This is a genomic window from Colwellia sp. TT2012 (genome assembly GCF_001440345.1).
Lineage (GTDB): Bacteria > Pseudomonadota > Gammaproteobacteria > Enterobacterales > Alteromonadaceae > Colwellia.
The window spans coordinates 55,922-74,245 of sequence record NZ_LJYX01000016.1 but is presented as its reverse complement, the minus strand read 5'-3'; the positions used below and the strand labels follow the sequence as shown (position 1 = coordinate 74,245).

10 protein-coding genes are annotated in these 18,324 nt (G+C 39.2%); 8 read left to right on the top strand and 2 right to left on the bottom strand.

Annotated features, from left to right (window positions below; translation table 11 throughout):
- Positions 1 to 12: 12 nt before the first annotated feature.
- Positions 13 to 522 (bottom strand): DUF2062 domain-containing protein, encoded by a 510-nt coding sequence (locus ASU03_RS09050; protein ID WP_057831530.1) that lies wholly within the window; start codon positions 520 to 522, stop codon positions 13 to 15.
- Between the two features lie 169 nt (positions 523 to 691).
- Here ASU03_RS09050 and ASU03_RS09045 point away from each other — a divergent pair, with 169 nt between their 5' ends.
- From ASU03_RS09045 to ASU03_RS09020, 6 genes are all read left to right on the top strand, one after another.
- Positions 692 to 3,319 (top strand): DNA internalization-related competence protein ComEC/Rec2, encoded by a 2,628-nt coding sequence (locus tag ASU03_RS09045; protein ID WP_057831529.1) that lies wholly within the window; start codon positions 692 to 694, stop codon positions 3,317 to 3,319.
- A gap of 225 nt (positions 3,320 to 3,544) precedes the next feature.
- Positions 3,545 to 5,356: a lipid A export permease/ATP-binding protein MsbA gene (gene msbA, locus ASU03_RS09040; RefSeq protein ID WP_082627225.1), complete on the top strand. Its 1,812-nt coding sequence runs from the start codon at positions 3,545 to 3,547 to the stop codon at positions 5,354 to 5,356.
- Positions 5,357 to 5,368: 12 nt separating this feature from the next.
- Entirely contained in the window at positions 5,369 to 6,382 is a 1,014-nt protein-coding gene (lpxK, locus tag ASU03_RS09035; protein WP_057831528.1) for a tetraacyldisaccharide 4'-kinase, read from the top strand.
- A gap of 66 nt (positions 6,383 to 6,448) precedes the next feature.
- Positions 6,449 to 6,646 (top strand): Trm112 family protein, encoded by a 198-nt coding sequence (locus ASU03_RS09030; protein ID WP_057181251.1) that lies wholly within the window; start codon positions 6,449 to 6,451, stop codon positions 6,644 to 6,646.
- A 2-nt stretch (positions 6,647 to 6,648) separates the two neighbouring features.
- Entirely contained in the window at positions 6,649 to 7,485 is an 837-nt protein-coding gene (gene kdsB, locus ASU03_RS09025) for a 3-deoxy-manno-octulosonate cytidylyltransferase (protein ID WP_057831527.1), read from the top strand.
- Between the two features lie 525 nt (positions 7,486 to 8,010).
- Entirely contained in the window at positions 8,011 to 10,143 is a 2,133-nt protein-coding gene (locus tag ASU03_RS09020) for a lipoxygenase family protein (protein ID WP_057831526.1), read from the top strand.
- A 236-nt stretch (positions 10,144 to 10,379) separates the two neighbouring features.
- On the opposite strand, the gene ASU03_RS09015 is transcribed toward ASU03_RS09020, so the two are convergent.
- Positions 10,380 to 15,458 (bottom strand): diguanylate cyclase, encoded by a 5,079-nt coding sequence (locus ASU03_RS09015; protein WP_057831525.1) that lies wholly within the window; start codon positions 15,456 to 15,458, stop codon positions 10,380 to 10,382.
- 824 nt (positions 15,459 to 16,282) lie between these two features.
- On the opposite strand from ASU03_RS09015, the gene ASU03_RS09010 reads away from it, so the two are divergent.
- Both ASU03_RS09010 and ASU03_RS09005 read left to right on the top strand, forming a co-directional pair.
- On the top strand, positions 16,283 to 17,434 hold the full coding sequence (locus tag ASU03_RS09010) for a ribosomal protein uL16 3-hydroxylase (RefSeq protein ID WP_057831641.1): 1,152 nt from the start codon (positions 16,283 to 16,285) through the stop codon (positions 17,432 to 17,434).
- Positions 17,435 to 17,558: 124 nt separating this feature from the next.
- Positions 17,559 to 18,290, top strand: a complete 732-nt coding sequence (locus ASU03_RS09005; RefSeq protein WP_057831640.1) for a pseudouridine synthase — start codon at positions 17,559 to 17,561, stop codon at positions 18,288 to 18,290.
- Positions 18,291 to 18,324: the final 34 nt, after the last annotated feature.

Genomic DNA, 18,324 nt, shown 5'->3' with positions numbered 1-18,324 from the left:
CCATAGGCTTAATTAACGGTGAGGTCTACTTTTCCAGGCTTTAATAGTTTGGTAACGCCACAAGGCTTGAATACCTAAATAGCCTAAAATAGAAAAAGTAACGGCAAGGACACCACAGCCTACTAAAAAAGCTGGCCCTATGGTTGATAAACTATCAATAACCCATTGCCAATTTGCTTGAAAAGCAAACGCCTGCTCAGGCTCGGCTAATACCCAAGTACCCACTAAGTAACAAGCATAAAAAATAAATGGCATGGTTAGAGGATTTGTCAGCCATACTAAAGCGATGGCTAAGGGCAAGTTCGCATGAACAACAATGGCAGCACCGGCTGCTAATACCATTTGAAAAGGTACTGGGATAAAAGCAAAAAATAAACCTACAGCAAAGGCTTTGGCTACTGAATGACGATTTAAATGCCAAAGGTTAGCATTGTGCAGTAAGTTGCCAAAAATCTTTAGGTATTTGTTATCTTTGATCGTTTGATGATCTGGCATCATACGTTTAATGGTTTTTTTTGGCATATACGTCTACAGGTCCCTGACTAAAAAGTAGTGTGGTAAATAATGTATTTACTCTGTTTAGTTAATCTGTTCACTACACTTTTTAACGGCTAAGTATAGCAAGCACGAATGTCAGTAAGGCGTTAGCACCAGGATTTAACGGCAAAACATAAAAGGATTTTTTATCACTATGGATTGGTGGCTACTGACATTTTTTCTTGGTGCTATATTGTCCCTATTTTTACCGGAAGTGCCAGATATTTTTCAGCTATTTTTACTTCTTTTTCTCGCAATTGGCTTTTATAGCGTAAAAAAAATACGTTCTAGCTCTGGAGTATGGTTTGGAGCTTGCTGGCTCTTGGGGCAAGCTTACCTCTATCATCATCAGTTACCAAACGATTTGATTGAGCAAATGCAAAAAAAACAGTTATTTGTTGTTGCGGGTCAAGTGCTTACTTTACAGGTTAAAACCACTGAAAACCTGCATGAAACGATAGCGGCAACGTCAACTCAGCAAATAACGGCTTTGACTACGCGCTTTAATTTTCGTGTCAGTAAAATAAATCAACAGCAGCTTAGCGATCCCTTCATTATCCGGCTAAGTTGGCAAAAACCGACTATAGCAGTCGCTCAAGGACAAAAGCTCATACTTAACGTTAAGCTCAAACCTGCTCATGGTTTAGCCAATATAGGGACATTTAATTACTTAAGCTGGCTCAAAGCTAACAATATTGTTGCTACCGGCTATGTCGTTAAGCCGAGAAAAAGTAGCAAAAACGGCATAAAGCGTTTAAATAACGCGACTAAAAATCAGCTAGTTTTGAAAGATGTCACTATCAGGCAACAGCTATTTCAGCAATATCAAAGTCTAACGCCGAAACATCAACTCACCCCTATTTTATTGGCATTAGCTTTTGGTGAGCGAAGTTTACTCAACCCCGAACATTGGCAGGTGTTACAAGCGACGGGTACCAGTCACCTTATTGCTATTTCTGGTTTACATATTGGCTTACTCGCCGGTAGCGCTTTTTTTCTAGTGATGTTTTTTTTTCACTATCTGCCTTTGCAACATTCTCGTTGGCAAGGGCTAAACATTCGCTATATTGCTATTGCCATGAGTGTCTTGTTGGCGGCTATATATGCCTATTTGGCGGGTTTTTCCTTGCCGACACAACGTGCTTTGATCATGTTAAATCTGTACTGGTTTAGTCGTTTAGTTGGGATAAAATTATCGGCGAAACGGCTAATGTTAGTCACACTTTTTGTTCTGTTGATTGTCAGCCCCTTTAGTTTATTCACAGCCAGCTTCTGGTTATCTTTTTATGCTGTGGCTATTATTTTTGTCTCACTATGGCGATTTAAATCGCGGCTAACTAAGGGAACAGCACCGTGGCGCTTTTTTAAAGGGCTCTTTGTTATTCAACTAGCCCTAACGGTTATGTTAATGCCCATTAGCGCTTTGTTTTTTCAGCAGATATCATTGGTGAGTCTACTGGCCAATATAATTGCCGTGCCTTGGATGAGCCTTTTTAGTATACCTAGTGCGCTTATATCGGTAATGCTGATGCCATTAAGTGAACAATTGTCACTATGGTTTATGATGATATCGTTGCAGTCATTAACTTGGCTTTGGTCTTACCTTGAGCTGCTTAGTAAGCAGCCTTATGCCCTTATTTCTTTATCATTTTCCCAACAAATGTTTATCTTGTTACTCGCTATGCTAGGTTTTTTTATCATCTACCTGTCAAGCTTTTATTGGTCTAGGCGAGTTAAGCAAGGCATAGCTATAGTGCTTGTTTCAGTGCTTGTTTTAGTATTGAGTTTAGCGATGTTAAGATCACACTCGGTAAGTCATACACTGTTACAAGTACCCTTTTTACTGGCAGAGCAAAGCGGCCAAGATAATGGCATTGTCTTACCTAAAAACCCTAATTTCACCCCCTGGCAAGTGGTTTTTTTTGATGTCGGTCAGGGATTGTCGGTGTTAATACAGCGTAATAAACGGGCCATTTTATATGATACTGGCGCGGCTTACCCCAGTGGTTTTACCCTCAGCGAAGCGGTAATACTGCCATATCTGCAATATGTCGCTATTAAAAAACTTGATAAAGTCATCTTAAGTCATAGTGATAACGATCATGCTGGTGGGTTAAAAAATCTGCTAGAGAATATAAGGATTGATGAAGTTATCAGTAATGATGCCAGCATGATTAAGGCTACTCTGGCTATTACCACTGCCAATAACTCGGCTACGATTAATCTAACTAGCACTAAGGCAACCCTGAGCAATACGCCACTGATTCCGTGCCAACCAAGTCAGAGTTTTACTTGGCAAGGTTTAGCGTTTGACATCTTATGGCCGCTTACGCCGATGTATTCTGCGGATGGCGCCAGTAAGGCTGGCAAAAAAAATATTGGCAGGCAAAAAAATGATGATTCTTGTGTCATTTTAATTACGGATTCGACCGGCAATAAACTGTTGTTGACTGGAGATATATCCGCAAAAGTGGAGCGCCAACTCCTTAAGCTTTATCCTCAGCTCAAGGTTGATATATTACAAGTACCGCACCACGGCTCTAAAACGTCATCGAGTCAGGCCTTTCTTTATCAGTTATCGCCACAAATTGCCCTCGTCAGTGCCGGTTACTTAAATCGTTGGCATATGCCAGTAGCGAGTGTTAGCCAACGTTATCTTGATGGCAATATTGTCTTATTAAATAGCGCTGATTTAGGCCAGATCATTGTCACCATCGATGAACAAGGCATAAGTAAACAGAGCTATGTTGACGATTTACGGCCATTTTGGTTTAGCCACTAATGTCGTTAGCTCGCGACTTTAACTAGCTCAGCTGTCTGGTCATATCCTGCGTACTCACTTTGTTATTGTTATGGCTATAGTTTTTGTTGGTTGTCACGTCGATTCACGGTAAAATACTATTTCGTCACTGTAAGTATCGACCATGTACGTATGACAGAAGTATTTATGGTTAATGTTTATCAATTTTCCCTTTAGGCAATTAACCTACTCGAGTAATAAGAACTAATGCCATCATCTGTAAAAACAAGTGCCTTACCCTCAGCTATTGCACCAAGCAAGGCCACTACTTGGCAAAACTTTAAACGTCTGGTTAGTTACGCTAAACCTTATAAACTCGGTTTTGTTGTGGCGATTATTGGTATGCTTGCTTACGCCTCTATTGATGTCTATTTTTTATCAAAATTACAACCCTTAGTGGATGAAGGTCTTGCGGGGGAAAATGCTGATTTTATGAAGTGGGCGCCTTTATTTATCGTCTGCGCTTTTGTTATTCGTGGTATCGCTCATTTTATTGCCAATTATTGCCTTGCTTGGGTCGGTAATAATGTCGTCGCTGATTTAAGGCAACAACTTTTTGAACATATCATGGCTATGCCGGTGGCTTTTCATGATAAACAATCAACCGGCTCGTTAATTTCAAAAATAACTTTTGATACTGAGCAAGTGTTAAATTCTGTTAGTAAATCTATTTTAGTTATGGTGCAACAAAGCGCTTTTGTGCTGGGTTTATTGGGCTTGATGTTTTATATGAGCTGGCAATTATCCTTGATATTTTTATTAATAACCCCTGCTATTGCCGTGATTGTTAGTGTGGTATCAAAACGCTTTCGTAAAGTCAGTAAAAATATACAAGGCGCTATGGGGGAGGTTACCACGGTGGCAGAGCAAACTTTTAATGGCCATAAAGTGGTATTAACTTTTGGTGGTCAGCAACGGGAGTTTGCTCGTTTTGCCAAAATCAATAAACATAATCGTCAGCAACGCATGAAAATGCAAGCGACAAAATCGGCTAGTGTACCCATTATTCAAGTTATCGCTTCTTTTGCTTTAGCTTTTGTCTTTTATGCCATCACTTCTGATAGCTTAAGTGACACTATCTCGCCAGGTACATTTGTCAGTGTTATTGCCTATATGACTATGTTGTTAAGACCATTAAAAATGCTCACAAATGTCAATAGCGAATTTCAACAAGGCATGGCAGCTTGTGTCAGTATCTTTTCGATACTCGATCAGGAAAAAGAAAAAGACAATGGTGATAAAACGCTGATAAGAGCTTCAGGCTCCTTGTCTTTTAGCCATGTTGATTTTTCTTATGACAATAACCACAGTATAAGTGGTGGTGAAAAAGGGCAAGAGAGTAAACTCGCCTTAAGCGATCTCACCTTCGACCTAGCTCCAGGGGAAACCTTAGCCTTAGTTGGTCGTTCAGGCAGTGGAAAATCAACAGCTAGTGCATTATTATTACGCTTCTATGATGCCACTAGTGGTGAGATTTTAATAGATAATACTAATATTGAACAGTTTAAATTAAAGGACTTACGTAAACAGTTTTCCTATGTATCTCAACAGGTTGTCTTGTTTAATGATACCTTGGCCAATAATATTGCTTATGGTAAACCTGAGGCAAGTGCCGCTGAAATCATTGCGGCTGCAAAAAGTGCTCATGTGATGGAGTTTGCTGACCATATGGCACATGGCCTTGATACTAATATTGGTGAAAATGGTGCCTTACTGTCTGGTGGGCAAAGACAACGCGTAGCCATTGCTCGTGCTTTGTTGTGTGATGCACCCTTTTTAATTTTGGATGAAGCGACCAGTGCTCTCGATACAGAATCTGAGCGTCATATTCAAGATGCCTTACAAGCTTTACAGAAAAACAGAACCTCAATAGTAATTGCCCATCGTTTATCGACCATTGAAAATGCCGATAAAATTATTGTCATGGAGCAAGGTCAAATTGTTGAACAAGGTAATCATCAAAGCTTAATAGCGAAAAAAGGTGCCTATGCGAAATTGCATAGTTTTCAGTTTGAGTAGGGCCGGTATGTTATGCGCTTAATTGAAAAGGTTTGGTTTAACAACCATCCCGCCAAGTACTTGCTGATGCCGTTATTACTGCCTTTATCCGGACTTTTTTGGTTACTCAGTACGCTAAGACGACTTAGCTTTAACGTCGGCTTAACTCAGTCGGTGAAATTAACTAAACCTGTCATTGTCGTCGGTAATATCGGTGTCGGTGGTAATGGTAAAACCCCAGTGGTTATTTACTTGGTTGAACTTACCCGTTCATTGGGTTTAACCCCAGGGGTTATCTCACGTGGTTATGGCGGGCAGGCACCACAATACCCTTATTTAGTTACCGCCGAGTCAACCGCCTTAGAGGCGGGTGATGAGCCCGTACTTATTCAGCAACGTTGTCAGGTCGCTGTAGCTGTGGGGAGCGATCGTATTGCCAGTGCTGAGCTGCTTATTGCGCAAGGCTGCGATATTATTATTAGTGATGATGGCTTGCAGCATTATCGCTTAGACCGTGACCTTGAATTGATTGTCGTTGATGGCCAACGCTTATTTGGTAATGGTTTATTATTACCAGCAGGTCCTTTACGAGAAGGACAGTGGCGCTTATCAACAAGCGATTTAGTTATTTACAATGGTAAGGCGGCAAGAAAAAAGGGTAATACTAATCAAGCCTTAGCAATGACTTTGGCTGCCACTGAAGTTGGTAACTTGCAATCGGGCCAGTGCATTAATTTGTCAGATTTTATTAAGTTAAATCCAATAGTCAATGCTATTGCTGGCATTGGCTCGCCGCAACGCTTTTTTGATACCCTAAAAACAAACGAGTTCAAGGTGAACAAGCAGCAAGGTTTTGTTGACCATCATAGTTTTAGCCTAGCTGACTTTAGTGACTTTGATGATACTATAGCGCTAATAATGACTGAAAAAGATGCGGTTAAATGCCAAGGTTTTTGTCAGAGTCATTGGTGGTATTTACCTGTTGACGCCACCTTTAGTGACGTCGACCGAGGTTTGCTCACCGATAAAATTAAAGCGCTATTATAGCCGTTACTATAGCCGCTACTATAAGCGTTGTTCATCTATTAAATAATTAACCAAAGAGAAATTAACATGGCTTTTGATACTAAATTAATGGAAATTCTTGCCTGTCCAGTGTGTAAAGGTAAGTTGGATTATGATAAAGCAGCGCAAGAGCTTATTTGTCATTTTGACCGACTTGCTTATCGCATCGATAAAGATATCCCTGTGCTACTGGAAGGCGAAGCCCGCGAAATTAAAACCGACCAGCAAACAGAGCAAGGTAATTAGCCATGTCTGTTTGTGACGGTTCACCGCACAATACGCCAACCAAGGTTGACTTTATCGTGGTCATTCCAGCCAGATACCAATCTTCGCGTTTACCGGGCAAGGTGTTAGCGGATATTCATGGTAAACCTATGATCCAGTGGGTTGTGGAAAAAGCAAAATTAAGTGGTGCCAGCAAGGTAATTGTTGCTACGGACAATGATGAAGTTGCTGCCGTCGTTCGCAGCTTTGGTGGTGAAGTGTGTAAAACACGTGCCGATCATCAATCGGGCACTGAGCGCCTGGCTGAAGTTATGCAACAATACCAGTTTAGTGATGATGAAATCATCGTCAATGTGCAAGGTGATGAACCTTTTATTCCTCCAGAAAATATTGCCCAAGTAGCCAATAACTTAGCAAACCAGCAACAAAATCGTCATGTTGCTCGTATGTCGACTTTGGCTATTAAGATTGACAGCGTTGAGGAAGCGTTTAACCCCAATGCGGTTAAAGTACTAGTTGATAAAGACGGCTATGCCTTATACTTTTCGCGGGCAACTATCCCTTATGATAGAGAGCGCTTTTTAACGGCTAATGCCAGTACCGAGGAAAACATTCGTGCCATCGGCGATTTTTATCTAAGACATGTCGGTATCTATGCTTATCGTGCCGGTTTTATTAAGGATTATGTTAATTGGCCAACCAGTGAATTGGAGCAAGTTGAAGCCCTTGAGCAACTTAGAGTGCTTTATCAAGGGGAGAAAATTCACGTGGCGGTAGCCAATAGCCATGTACCGGTTGAGGGTGTTGATACCCCAGATGATTTAGCCAAAGCCCGGGCATATGCCGCTAGCTTGGCATAACTGATACCCGTTACTATTCAATATGCATGTTTCAGAGTGCTTGAGCAATTTAAATTCAAGGCGCTGTGATGAAATAATGGTTATTCAGGAGAATATGCTCAGGATAATTGCTCCTGCATTATCTAATAAGGTACCTCCTGAACCGTCTGCATTCTCTAGTAGGCTCCATTCATGTAGCGTCCTTATAAATCACAGCAACGATAAAGTGATGTTGCTCAACCCCTTCTTCGATGGGTTTACCATGACTTTATACGGCGTTAAATAATCAAAGCATAGCATGACTTTGTTTAAATCATATTCCTTGTCTAAAGTCATTTTAATGGCCACTAAAATCCTGCATTTTGAATGGTAACGGGTATATATGAGTTTAATTTGACCATGTCATTCTATGTGGTCACTTCTTTATATTAAATGACTTAATGCCGCCAACCTCATAATATATTTGTTTTTATCATAAAGTTCATATAATTTGTATAGTGCAGATTAAAACCTAAAACGAAAGTAAAATAAAAACAAGGATGCATAATGTCGATTTTAACCCTACCTAGCCTACCTCAACATGATTCACTTGAGTTAAAAGAGCAACGAAAATTTCAACTTTCTATAGCACGTACTAAATATAATTATATGACTTCATATCTTGAAGGCGTACCACTTTCTGCTGATGTTCCTAAGGGTGAAGAATTTTCACTTAAATATACAGCAGGTGTGTTATTGGTTGTTTTGAAACTTACGGAAAACTTTAAAACGAATGTTCTCCAGCTGCTGGAAAAGGAATTAATTGGTGATGTTGATACCGATGTTTTTAAAGAAATACAGGAAAGTTATACCAGGTTAGAAACAGAGATGAGTGTTTTTCATCCTGAGCAAGATAATAAGAACTTAAAAAGTTTTATGCACAGTTTGAGTAAATTGCCTGTTGCCATAGAAGGAGCAGTGAATATACCTAAAGACTTGATAAAAATGGTCAAGGGCATAGAGGAGGTTATGCAGCAGGTTAAAGTGGATGGGCCAACCGCATTGTTGAAATCTGCCTTGTATGAATTATTAAACAAGAGCGGGAAACGCGACCACCTTGAAGCTACCGCTATCGAGGATTATCGCGATCTTTATCAATCATTTGAAACACCGCCATTAACGGTTTCAATTAAAAATAAGCCTTGGATGGCAAGTGATAAAGAGCCTTACCAGCAAGATTGGTTTTTTGGTTATTTACAAACTGCAGGCTTTAATACGACTAATTTAATAGCGGTACGTGATGATAACTCTCCGACAAAAAGTTCAATATCGTTAACCTCATTAGTTGAAAAAATGCCACTTACTGACAGTATATTACAGTCAGTAATAGGTGATAGCAGCATTAATTTACAGACTGCGGTAGCAGAAAAAAGACTGTACGTCTGTGATTATACTATGTTAATTGGCAAGAAAAGTAATGTACTACACGGTAAACAGCGCTACGTAACCGCACCCATTGCTGTTTTTTATTGGAGTAATACCAGTGCCGAAGGTTATCCTGAAACTGACGGTTTTATGCGACCCATCGCTCTTCAATTAGACCAAAAACATGACACGATAAATACCCCTATTTTTACCCCTAATGATTGTAGTGATGTTAATGACATAAATGGCCTTAAATGGCAGGTAGCCAAACAAATCGTTAATATTTGTAGCGCCATACAACATGAAAATGTTGCCCACCTTGGCGCATGTCATTTGATCATGGATAGCATTATTATTGCTGCTCATCGGGAATTATCAAAACAGCATCCATTGCTAACGTTATTGATACCACATTTCCGTTTTACCCTTAATATTAATAACGATGCTTTGCATAGTTTAATTATTCCAGGTGGCGTTACCGCTTGTAATGTTGGTTTAACGCCAGAGTCATCTTTTGATATGATCGCTGAAGCAAGAAAAGCGTGGCATTGGGATGCTCAAAGTCCAGCACAGTTATTTAAAGACCGTGGTGTTGATGAAAACAGCTTGCCAGCCTTTGAATTCCGTGACGATACCTTACTTCTATGGAAAGCAATTAAGAACTTTGTTGGTGAATATTTAACGGTATATTATAAAAATGATGATAGCTCCGTCGCCAATGATACTGAGTTACAGGCATTTATTTCAGCCTTGGTCTCTCCTAAGTACGCAAACTTTAAAGGTTTGGATGGTTTAACCGCCACAGGTAATAGCGAACAGCCTTATAAAATTGATAGTTTTGATTACCTAGTCGAGTTGGTTTCGCATATTATCTACCTTGCTGGACCTCAACACGCCGCAGTAAACTATGCTCAATATCCATTGATGTCTTTTGCACCAAGTGTCACAGGCTGTCTTTACCAAAAGCCGCCAGGTAAAGATACTGAAATGAATACGGCTGATGACTTATTAGCCTGGTGTCCTCCGCTTGATATTGCTTTATATACCTTGTCTTTTGAATACTTGTTAAGCGGTGTCCAGTATGATGTGTTTGGCAAATATAATGAAGATCCTCGGATTGCCTATTTTAAGGATATAAACGTGGCAGAGGCTGTGGCAGATTTTCAGTGCGAATTGGCAAGTATTGAAATAGAGATCTGCAAACGTAATAAGACGCGGGCAATGCCTTATACTTTCCAGCTACCCTCTATGATCCCAAATAGTACCAGTATCTAGTCTTGGTGTGTAGGACAAGTATTTAATAGCAACTTGACTAATTAGTAGGAATAATCATCTAGTTAGTCAAATTGCTATAAGGACCTCAATTGAGCTATCACTGGTTATTGGGATGCGACTAATATATTTGTATTTTTCTGCCAGCACCTTGGTACTGGCAGAAAGAAGCTTAATAACTTAGATTACTGCTGCTTATCCAGAGTTCAGGTTATTTAGTACTAGCAACTAAAATCAGCTTAAACCAGCATTGATGGTACTGAAGAAAAGCTATATTGATCACGACCATTTTCTTTTGATTGGTACAAGGCTAAATCTGCTAGTTTTATTAACGTAGTGGCATGTACATCCGGTAATACATTTATCGTCGCGATACCAATACTAATGGTGACATGTTCGGCAGTGTCTGAAAACTGGTGAGGAATGGCTAAAGCCCTAATTTTTTTCATACAACGTTGAGCAAGATTTTCAACCTCGTTTTGATCTGATGTTGTCATTAAAATAACAAACTCTTCACCACCATAACGAGCGACAAAATCATTTTTACGCGCGACTACTGAACTTAACGCTTGAGCAATTAACTTTATACAGGTATCACCCTCAAGATGACCGAAATTATCGTTATAGGCTTTAAAGTTATCTATATCAATCATCATCAATGATAATGAACCAAACTCTCGAGAAGCACGACCCCATTCTTTGTCTAGGGTGGTATCAAATTCACGGCGATTAAAAATACCGGTAAGACCATCTTTAATCGCCAACATTTGTAATTCTTTAGTACGTTGAGCGACTTTATTTTCCAACGTTTCATAATGTCTGGCATTAATTAAGGAAACAGCGGCTTGTGCTGAAATAAGCTCAACGGTATCTTTATGTTTTTTAGTAAAAGCGTGTTCTATGAGATTGTTTTCCAAATAAACGATAGCGATTAACCTACCTTGGCCAGTAATAGGTAAGCACAGTACCGATTTTGGCTTATTCATTCGTAAGTAACGATTATTAATAAAGCGAGGATCTGCGCCAGGGTTATCTATGATCAGCGTTTTCATCGTTTTTTGCGTATAACGAATTATAGTATCGGGTAATAATGGTTGTTCTGCGGCATCAACATCATCAAGGTTAATATTATATAATTGGCTGTCAATACAGGCTGAAGAATCTTTGATAGAGCCAATTATTTCAAGCTGCAACTGCTCTTCTTCGTTAATAATAATCGCACCTGTCTGTGCGCCGGCATTTTCCATCAGTACATACATCATCTTTTCTAATAAAGAATGGACATAAATTTCTTTAGATAAAAGTTGATTAGCTTCTAGCAGTGAGTTTAAATCAATTGATCGAGTCTGCTCAGCGAATGTGCTTTGTATTGAATATGGTAAACTACCACCAGAGCCAAAAGTACCATTGATTAAATTGAAACGTTGTTGTGGCCATTGAACTTCTAACTGGTTACATTTTGCCGTAGCTCCCCAACGAGCATAAAGATAGTATGCATCTTTTATACAATGTGCGGCGATACGTTTTTGTCCTAAATCAGCCCAATATTTTGCGTAACGTTCGTTAATAAGGGCTTCACAATGAATGAAATTGGCGATTTCAACGGCATCCAGTGCTTTAGTGTAAAGCTCTGTTGCTAAACTATCTTGGCCTTTTACTCTTGCTATTTCCGCTGCGATTAGCAGGTATTTGTGCTGATAGTTTTTGCTACTATCTATTGACCATGTTTGAAAGTGGTCACAAATTTTTTGTGCTTTGACTAGGTTCTCTTCGTTTTGTTTACTTTTAATAACACCTTTAGCGTTATCTTTAGCACTAGTGTCATCCAGTAAAATTAAAGCCTGGTAAAACAAGCTTTCTGTCATTATTGGCGTGTCTGGCAAAAACGTGCAGACAATATCAATATTTTTAAGACATTGCGCTTGTAATACTTTGTCATTCATAAGGTAAGCATAACGAAGAGTTGCACAAGTATAAAAGGCTATGTCCATTGAAGGGGCATGGAAATTATCATTGAAATATTGATTTATATTGAACGATTCACTGTTTAATGAATTGGGTGCAAGTGTTTTTCCTTGCAAAGCTAATAACGATTGATAAGCTCCTAATAGTAAAAAATTCACTGTTGCAGGTTGTTGTTTTTTATGTAAAAAAGCTAAACCATATTCAATATCTTTTTGTAATACTTCTAGCTGTACGCCTTTAATAAATTTATTGCAGGCCTTAAATAAAACACAGTAACCAGCAAAAACAAGGTTGGTGCCTTCTTCGCCCCACGTAATAACTTGTTCTTGAAAAGCATAAGTATTTTCAATCGGCTCACACCAATGTTGATAACTTGAAGCAAAATATTGATAAATGGTTGCACGGTGATATTTACTTGCCCATAAGTCTGAAACACTTTTTGACAGTTTACTCATTTGGTAGCAAACTGGGTACTTTTCACCCATCATTGACATTGCTGTGGCATAAGCGGCATAACCAATCGAGCTAAGTTCACATTGGCCGTACTCTAAGGTTAATTGCACCATATTACAGGCGTTAGTGGCGTATGAACGGGCGAAGCCAGATAAGTAAAAAGCGGTGGATAAAGCATTATGTATTTCCATGCGCAGTAAACAATGCTCATCAGTCATTTTTTCTGCGGTTAATAATTGTCCATCAGTATATTGGTTACGCAATTTTTGTGTCGTGCTAAACGTAGCGTCTAACTGTTTTTCGGCATCAGTTTCGTTTAATGGAAAGTCAACATTCAATATGGCTAAGCCGCCCATTAAGACTTCAATGGCATCAATAAAACTTCCTCTCGATTGAAATTGGTCTGCTTGTACCAAAATAAAGGCTATTTTTTCTTTATTTGTCGGGGCACTGATAACACTGTTAAGGTATAAAGTTCTTGCGGTATCTATGTTTCCAGTTAAAAATTCAGTTTCGATTAAGCTTTTCTCTACGGCTAATGTTTGCTGAGGATTATCTTGCCATGCATCAATGGGTAAATACGCCTTAGCAATACGTAAATAACTGGCCGCTGTATCGTAAGTCGCGGCATCTTTACTTTTTAATCCAGCCCTTAAATTTAAGGTGACTATTTTTTTTAAGTCATCATTATTATCGATGATATTGATGGCACCATTAAGTACACGCAGTAAAGTGAATAGATTAGCTTCTAACTCTTCTTCAGTAATGTTTGCAAGCCAATGTTTACCTATATGCAATAATAATTGTTCGCGACCTTCTTCTGGTGTAAGTTGATAAGCGGCTTGTTGTACTTTATCGTGTAAAAAGCAATAGTGAGATTGATTTAGGCTAGCTTCATCTTCTGTATATTGATAATGCTCATCTTGTGGCAATATAAAACCCGCATCGAGTAATGGCCATAATATTTTTGCTGTGGTAAACGTGTCGTATTTACATGCTGAAGATAATTGTCGGAGGCTAAAGTTATGGCCAAGATGTGAGGCGATAGACGCAAGTAACTGTGTTTTACTATTAAGTTGTTTAAATTTATCAATCATTAAATCAACAACATTATCAGTCATTGAGTGTTTTTTTATTTCTTCAATATCCCACTGCCAATTGCCTTTTTTATGGTTATAACTAATGGTGTTTTCTTGATACATTGACAATAATAATTGGTTGAAGAAAAAGGGGTTACCCTGTGTTTTTTTGAAACATATCTCAGCCAATGCCGATACATGGTCGAAATCGCACTGCAGTGTATTACACAGCAATCTCTGCACGTGTTTTAGTTTTAACGGAGAGAGATGTATTTTTGTTAATGCGTTTGCTTGCTCTATTTTTTGTAAGGCAATAGTAAGTGGATGTGCCTCATCCACTTCATTATCACGGTAGGCACCAATGATATATAAGCCCTTTTTATTACTTTCATTCACTTGTTGTTGCAATAAGGTTAATGTCGGCATATCCACCCACTGCAAGTCATCAAGAAATATAACCAGTGGTTGTTCTTTAGAATACAGCACATTAACAAAATCAATAAAGACCATGTTTAAGCGTATTTCAGCTTCTGCTGGTGGTAATACGGTTAGTGTCGGGGCAGGGCCGATAATTAAAGCTAAATCGGGTAATAATTCAGTAATAATGGCGGCATTATTACCAAGGGCGACTTGCAATTTGGTCCGCCATTGGCCGAGTTTTTCACTATTTTCACTTAACAAGTGTTGTAGTAATTGTTGTAGTGCTTCAATTATTACTAAAAAAGGTTGTCCACGGTTGTATTGATCACATTTACCCATGATAAATAAACCATCGGTGGCAATAATATTTTTTTGAAATTCATGTACTAACGCTGATTTACCGACACCGGAATAACCGCTCACCATCGCTATTTCGGTATGTCCTGTGCAGGCGCGTTGATAGGCAGTTAAAATAGTTGCCAGCTCATTTTCACGGCCATAGAGTTTATTAGATAGATTAAAATGAAGAGAAACATCTGCTGCCGCTAAAGTGAAATTGTCAATTGCGTTGTTTTTCTGCCATTTCTCTAGACATTTGTCTAAATCAGCTTGTAAACCATAAGCACTTTGGTAGCGATTCTCTGGAGATTTATCCATGAGTTTAGTGATTATCGCGGCAATTACCGATGGGATACCTGGTTTTATTTCTGTTAACGGTGCGGGTGTTCGAGCAATATGGGAATGTAGTAAAGTCATCGCGTTTTGCGAAGTAAAAGGTAAACGTCCGCTGAACAATTCATACAAGGTGACACCTAACGAATAAAAGTCGCTACGATAATCTACCTTTATATTGGTACGTCCTGTTTGTTCTGGTGAGATATATTCAAATTTCCCCCACAGCTCTTGATTCAGTAATTTTATTTGTTTATGACTAAGGCGAGTGGCTAAGGAAAAATCACACAGTTTTAATTGCAGTGTTGTGGGGTCTATTAAAATGTTACTAGGGTTAAGATTTCTATGGATTAATTGAAAATGGTGAACATCTGCTAAGGCTGAGGTTAACTGGCATGCGATATGTAAACGTTGAGTAAAAGTTAAGGCGTTTGTCGCAATGAGGTTACTTAAGGTTGTTGACGAAAAATCTTCTAATATTAAAATATGGCAATTCTTCTGTCTCATTAAAGCATGTGCATTAATGACCCATTTAGAATTGATAGAACGTAAGATCTTAAATTCATTTTTCCAGCGAGAGTCTAACTCTGCAGAAGGATAATCAGTATTTTGATATTTAATAATAACGGAAGAAGCGCCAAACTCGTCATCGTTAGGGATAGCACGAGCCACAACAGTCTCTCCGTAAGAATAGATGATGTTTTTTATTTCAAATTGGGATAAATTCATTAAGATGACTAACCTTTAATTATAGCGTTTATCCAGCTTACTTATTCAATCCGATATATCCCTTACGGATTAATGCTAGCACTGTTTTATTATTGCATAGTGGATGATAACCCCGATGAGTTATTCCGTAACAACACTGTAAACTATAGCTCCACTTCTATCAAATATACCTTTAAAAATTAACGTGATGAAACAAGCGAGATGACTTTTATCGGAACATGTTATTTCACGGAATAGCATGTTCCGCTGGATAATACTGGCCATGCAATTATGTCTGTGAAGGCAGTAAGAACGTCTATAATTCGGCGAAAAAGGATAAGGATAAATTTTTCGTTGTAACTCATGACTTAATTGCTGTGCAAATTATGTATGCGCTGAAAATGCCCTTTGTCGCCGGGGCGCCATTAATGACTATTATTTATCAACCTTTATAGTTTTCCTAAAACAAGGCATGACCCGTTAGTTAATGCCAGTAGAGCGGAGTGGTGATTGGTTAAAATATAATTTAATAAAATCTGTGATGCCGAATAAGTTTTCTTTTTAATGGTATTCAAACTTTGTCGGGTTACCAGTATAATCTCATCAATGAAATGCCAGCCCTAGATGTAATGGGGTTGATACTGTCCGAATTCGTGCCGATAGCACTGATGCTTTTACTCAGCTTGATAACTTCAGAGAACAACTCGTTAAGCCTATGAGAAAAGAGCTTGATGGTATAAATGAGTATCATGGATTTTGGCATAAAATTGACGGCATGTCGGTGGCTTAGCGTTAGTTTAAATCACTGAAATAGCAATAATAACTAAATGAAAAATGAGAGTACTATGTATACCTTAAATTTAAAGCAAATGAGTCAACAAGAATTCCTCGATCAATACTGGCAAAAAAAGCCCGTGGTCATTCGCCAAGGGTTTAAAGACTTTGTCGACCCGATTACAGCGGACGAATTGGCCGGTCTGGCGATGGAAGAACAAATTGAGTCTCGTTTGGTTCATAAAAAAGACGGCCAATGGCAAGCGGCTTTTGGCCCCTTTGAAAGCTATGAGCACTTAGGCAAGGAAAATTGGTCGCTAGTGGTACAAGCCCTTGATAACTTCTCTGAAGAAGCGGCTGAAATGCTGGAAGCATTCCGTTTTCTGCCCCATTGGCGCCTAGATGATTTAATGGCAAGTTTTGCTATGCCAGGCGGCAGTGTTGGTCCACACATGGATAACTATGATACTTTCATTTGCCAAGGCTCAGGTAAACGTCACTGGCGCGTTGGCGATAGTGGTGACCATGTAGAGTTTGCTGCTCATGAATCTTTATTACATGTTGAGCCCTTTGAGGCTATTATCGACGTAGAACTCAATCCTGGCGATATCTTGTATATTCCGCCAGGCTTTCCTCATGAAGGCATATCCATTGATACGTCAATGAGTTTTTCTATTGGCTTTCGCGCCAATTCAGCGGTAAGTGTGCTTAGCGCTTTTGCTGATCATTTAATTGATAATGAAAACGGCCAGCAGTTATTAACCGATCCGAATAGACAGGTAGTTAGTCATAGTGGCGAAGTAAGTAACGAGGATTACGCCAGTATTAAAGGCCAAATTCAGAACTTGCTAGATGATGAAGCTAGCTTTAAAACTTTTACCGGCCAGTTTTTAACGGCGGTGAAACACGATCTTGATGTTTTATTACCCGATGAGCCATTTGAGTTGACTGAAGTGAGTAACTTACTCAATAGCCATGCCATTAAGCGCCTTGGGGGCTTACGTGCCTTTTATTTTGAAGACACCATTGAGCAAGGGCTGTGCTATATCAATGGCAGTGAATTACAATTTTCACCAGAGATAGCTAATGGCGTGAAACTGCTTTGCGATAAGGTGATGCTATTGCCTGACGATCTCAGTGAATGGAGTCATAATGCTGCCTTTGTTGAACTTGCCACTGAGCTACTTAATCAAGGTTATTGGTATTTGGCCGAAGCCGAGTAACCCCCTCCGTTAAAGGCGCTATATTTTCCCCGGTTAACAACAAAGTGATATTAGTTATTGCTTGTTGAGTAACATTGCGGATAATAGCGCTTTTCTTTATTCTTTTACTATCCTTAATCAAATTATGCGCCTAGATAAATTCATTTGTAAAAGTACTGAACTGACCCGAACCGAAGCTAAAAAAGTACTTAAAAGCGGAGAAGTACGAGTAAATGGTGACGTTGCTAAAAATGCCGCTATGCAAGTCCATGAAAATAATACTATTACCATTGATGGCCAACAGCTTAGCGCTCGTGGCTCACGCTATTATATTTTACATAAAGTAGTCGACAGTATTTGTTCAAATGTTGATGAAGGCTATCCATCGGTGCTCAATTTTATTGAGGTCGATAAGGCCTTTGATTTACATATCGCCGGGCGTTTAGATGCCGATACCACAGGTTTAGTCTTGCTCACCGATGATGGGCGTTGGTCGCATAATGTTATCTCGCCGAAAAAACAATGCCAAAAGACTTACCGGGTATGGTTACGAAATGGTATTGACGATGATAAGTTAGCGGTTTTAGTGACTAAGTTTGCGCAAGGCTTACAACTACAAGGTGAAGACTCACTAACTCGACCGGCTATCTTAACGCGGGTAGCAGCAGAGGACTTGCTTGATGAACAGTGTTATAAAAGTGAAGTATTACTGACTATTACCGAGGGTAAATATCATCAAGTTAAGCGTATGTTTGCCGCGGTCGGTAATAGGGTTGTCAGACTACACCGAGAGCAAATAGGGGCCATAGTACTGGGTGATTTAGCGCCAGGTGAATGGCGCGCATTAAGCCCAGATGAAATTGCCCTGTTTTCATAACCCAGTTGCTGGTATCTTTTCTTGAGGTAACATG

Coding starts and splice junctions, on each gene's coding strand:
- ASU03_RS09050 (WP_057831530.1), bottom strand. CDS start 522: ATGCCAAAAAAAACCATTAAACGTATGATGCCAGATCATCAAACGATC.
- ASU03_RS09045 (WP_057831529.1), top strand. CDS start 692: ATGGATTGGTGGCTACTGACATTTTTTCTTGGTGCTATATTGTCCCTA.
- msbA (WP_082627225.1), top strand. CDS start 3,545: ATGCCATCATCTGTAAAAACAAGTGCCTTACCCTCAGCTATTGCACCA.
- lpxK (WP_057831528.1), top strand. CDS start 5,369: ATGCGCTTAATTGAAAAGGTTTGGTTTAACAACCATCCCGCCAAGTAC.
- ASU03_RS09030 (WP_057181251.1), top strand. CDS start 6,449: ATGGCTTTTGATACTAAATTAATGGAAATTCTTGCCTGTCCAGTGTGT.
- kdsB (WP_057831527.1), top strand. CDS start 6,649: ATGTCTGTTTGTGACGGTTCACCGCACAATACGCCAACCAAGGTTGAC.
- ASU03_RS09020 (WP_057831526.1), top strand. CDS start 8,011: ATGTCGATTTTAACCCTACCTAGCCTACCTCAACATGATTCACTTGAG.
- ASU03_RS09015 (WP_057831525.1), bottom strand. CDS start 15,458: ATGAATTTATCCCAATTTGAAATAAAAAACATCATCTATTCTTACGGA.
- ASU03_RS09010 (WP_057831641.1), top strand. CDS start 16,283: ATGTATACCTTAAATTTAAAGCAAATGAGTCAACAAGAATTCCTCGAT.
- ASU03_RS09005 (WP_057831640.1), top strand. CDS start 17,559: ATGCGCCTAGATAAATTCATTTGTAAAAGTACTGAACTGACCCGAACC.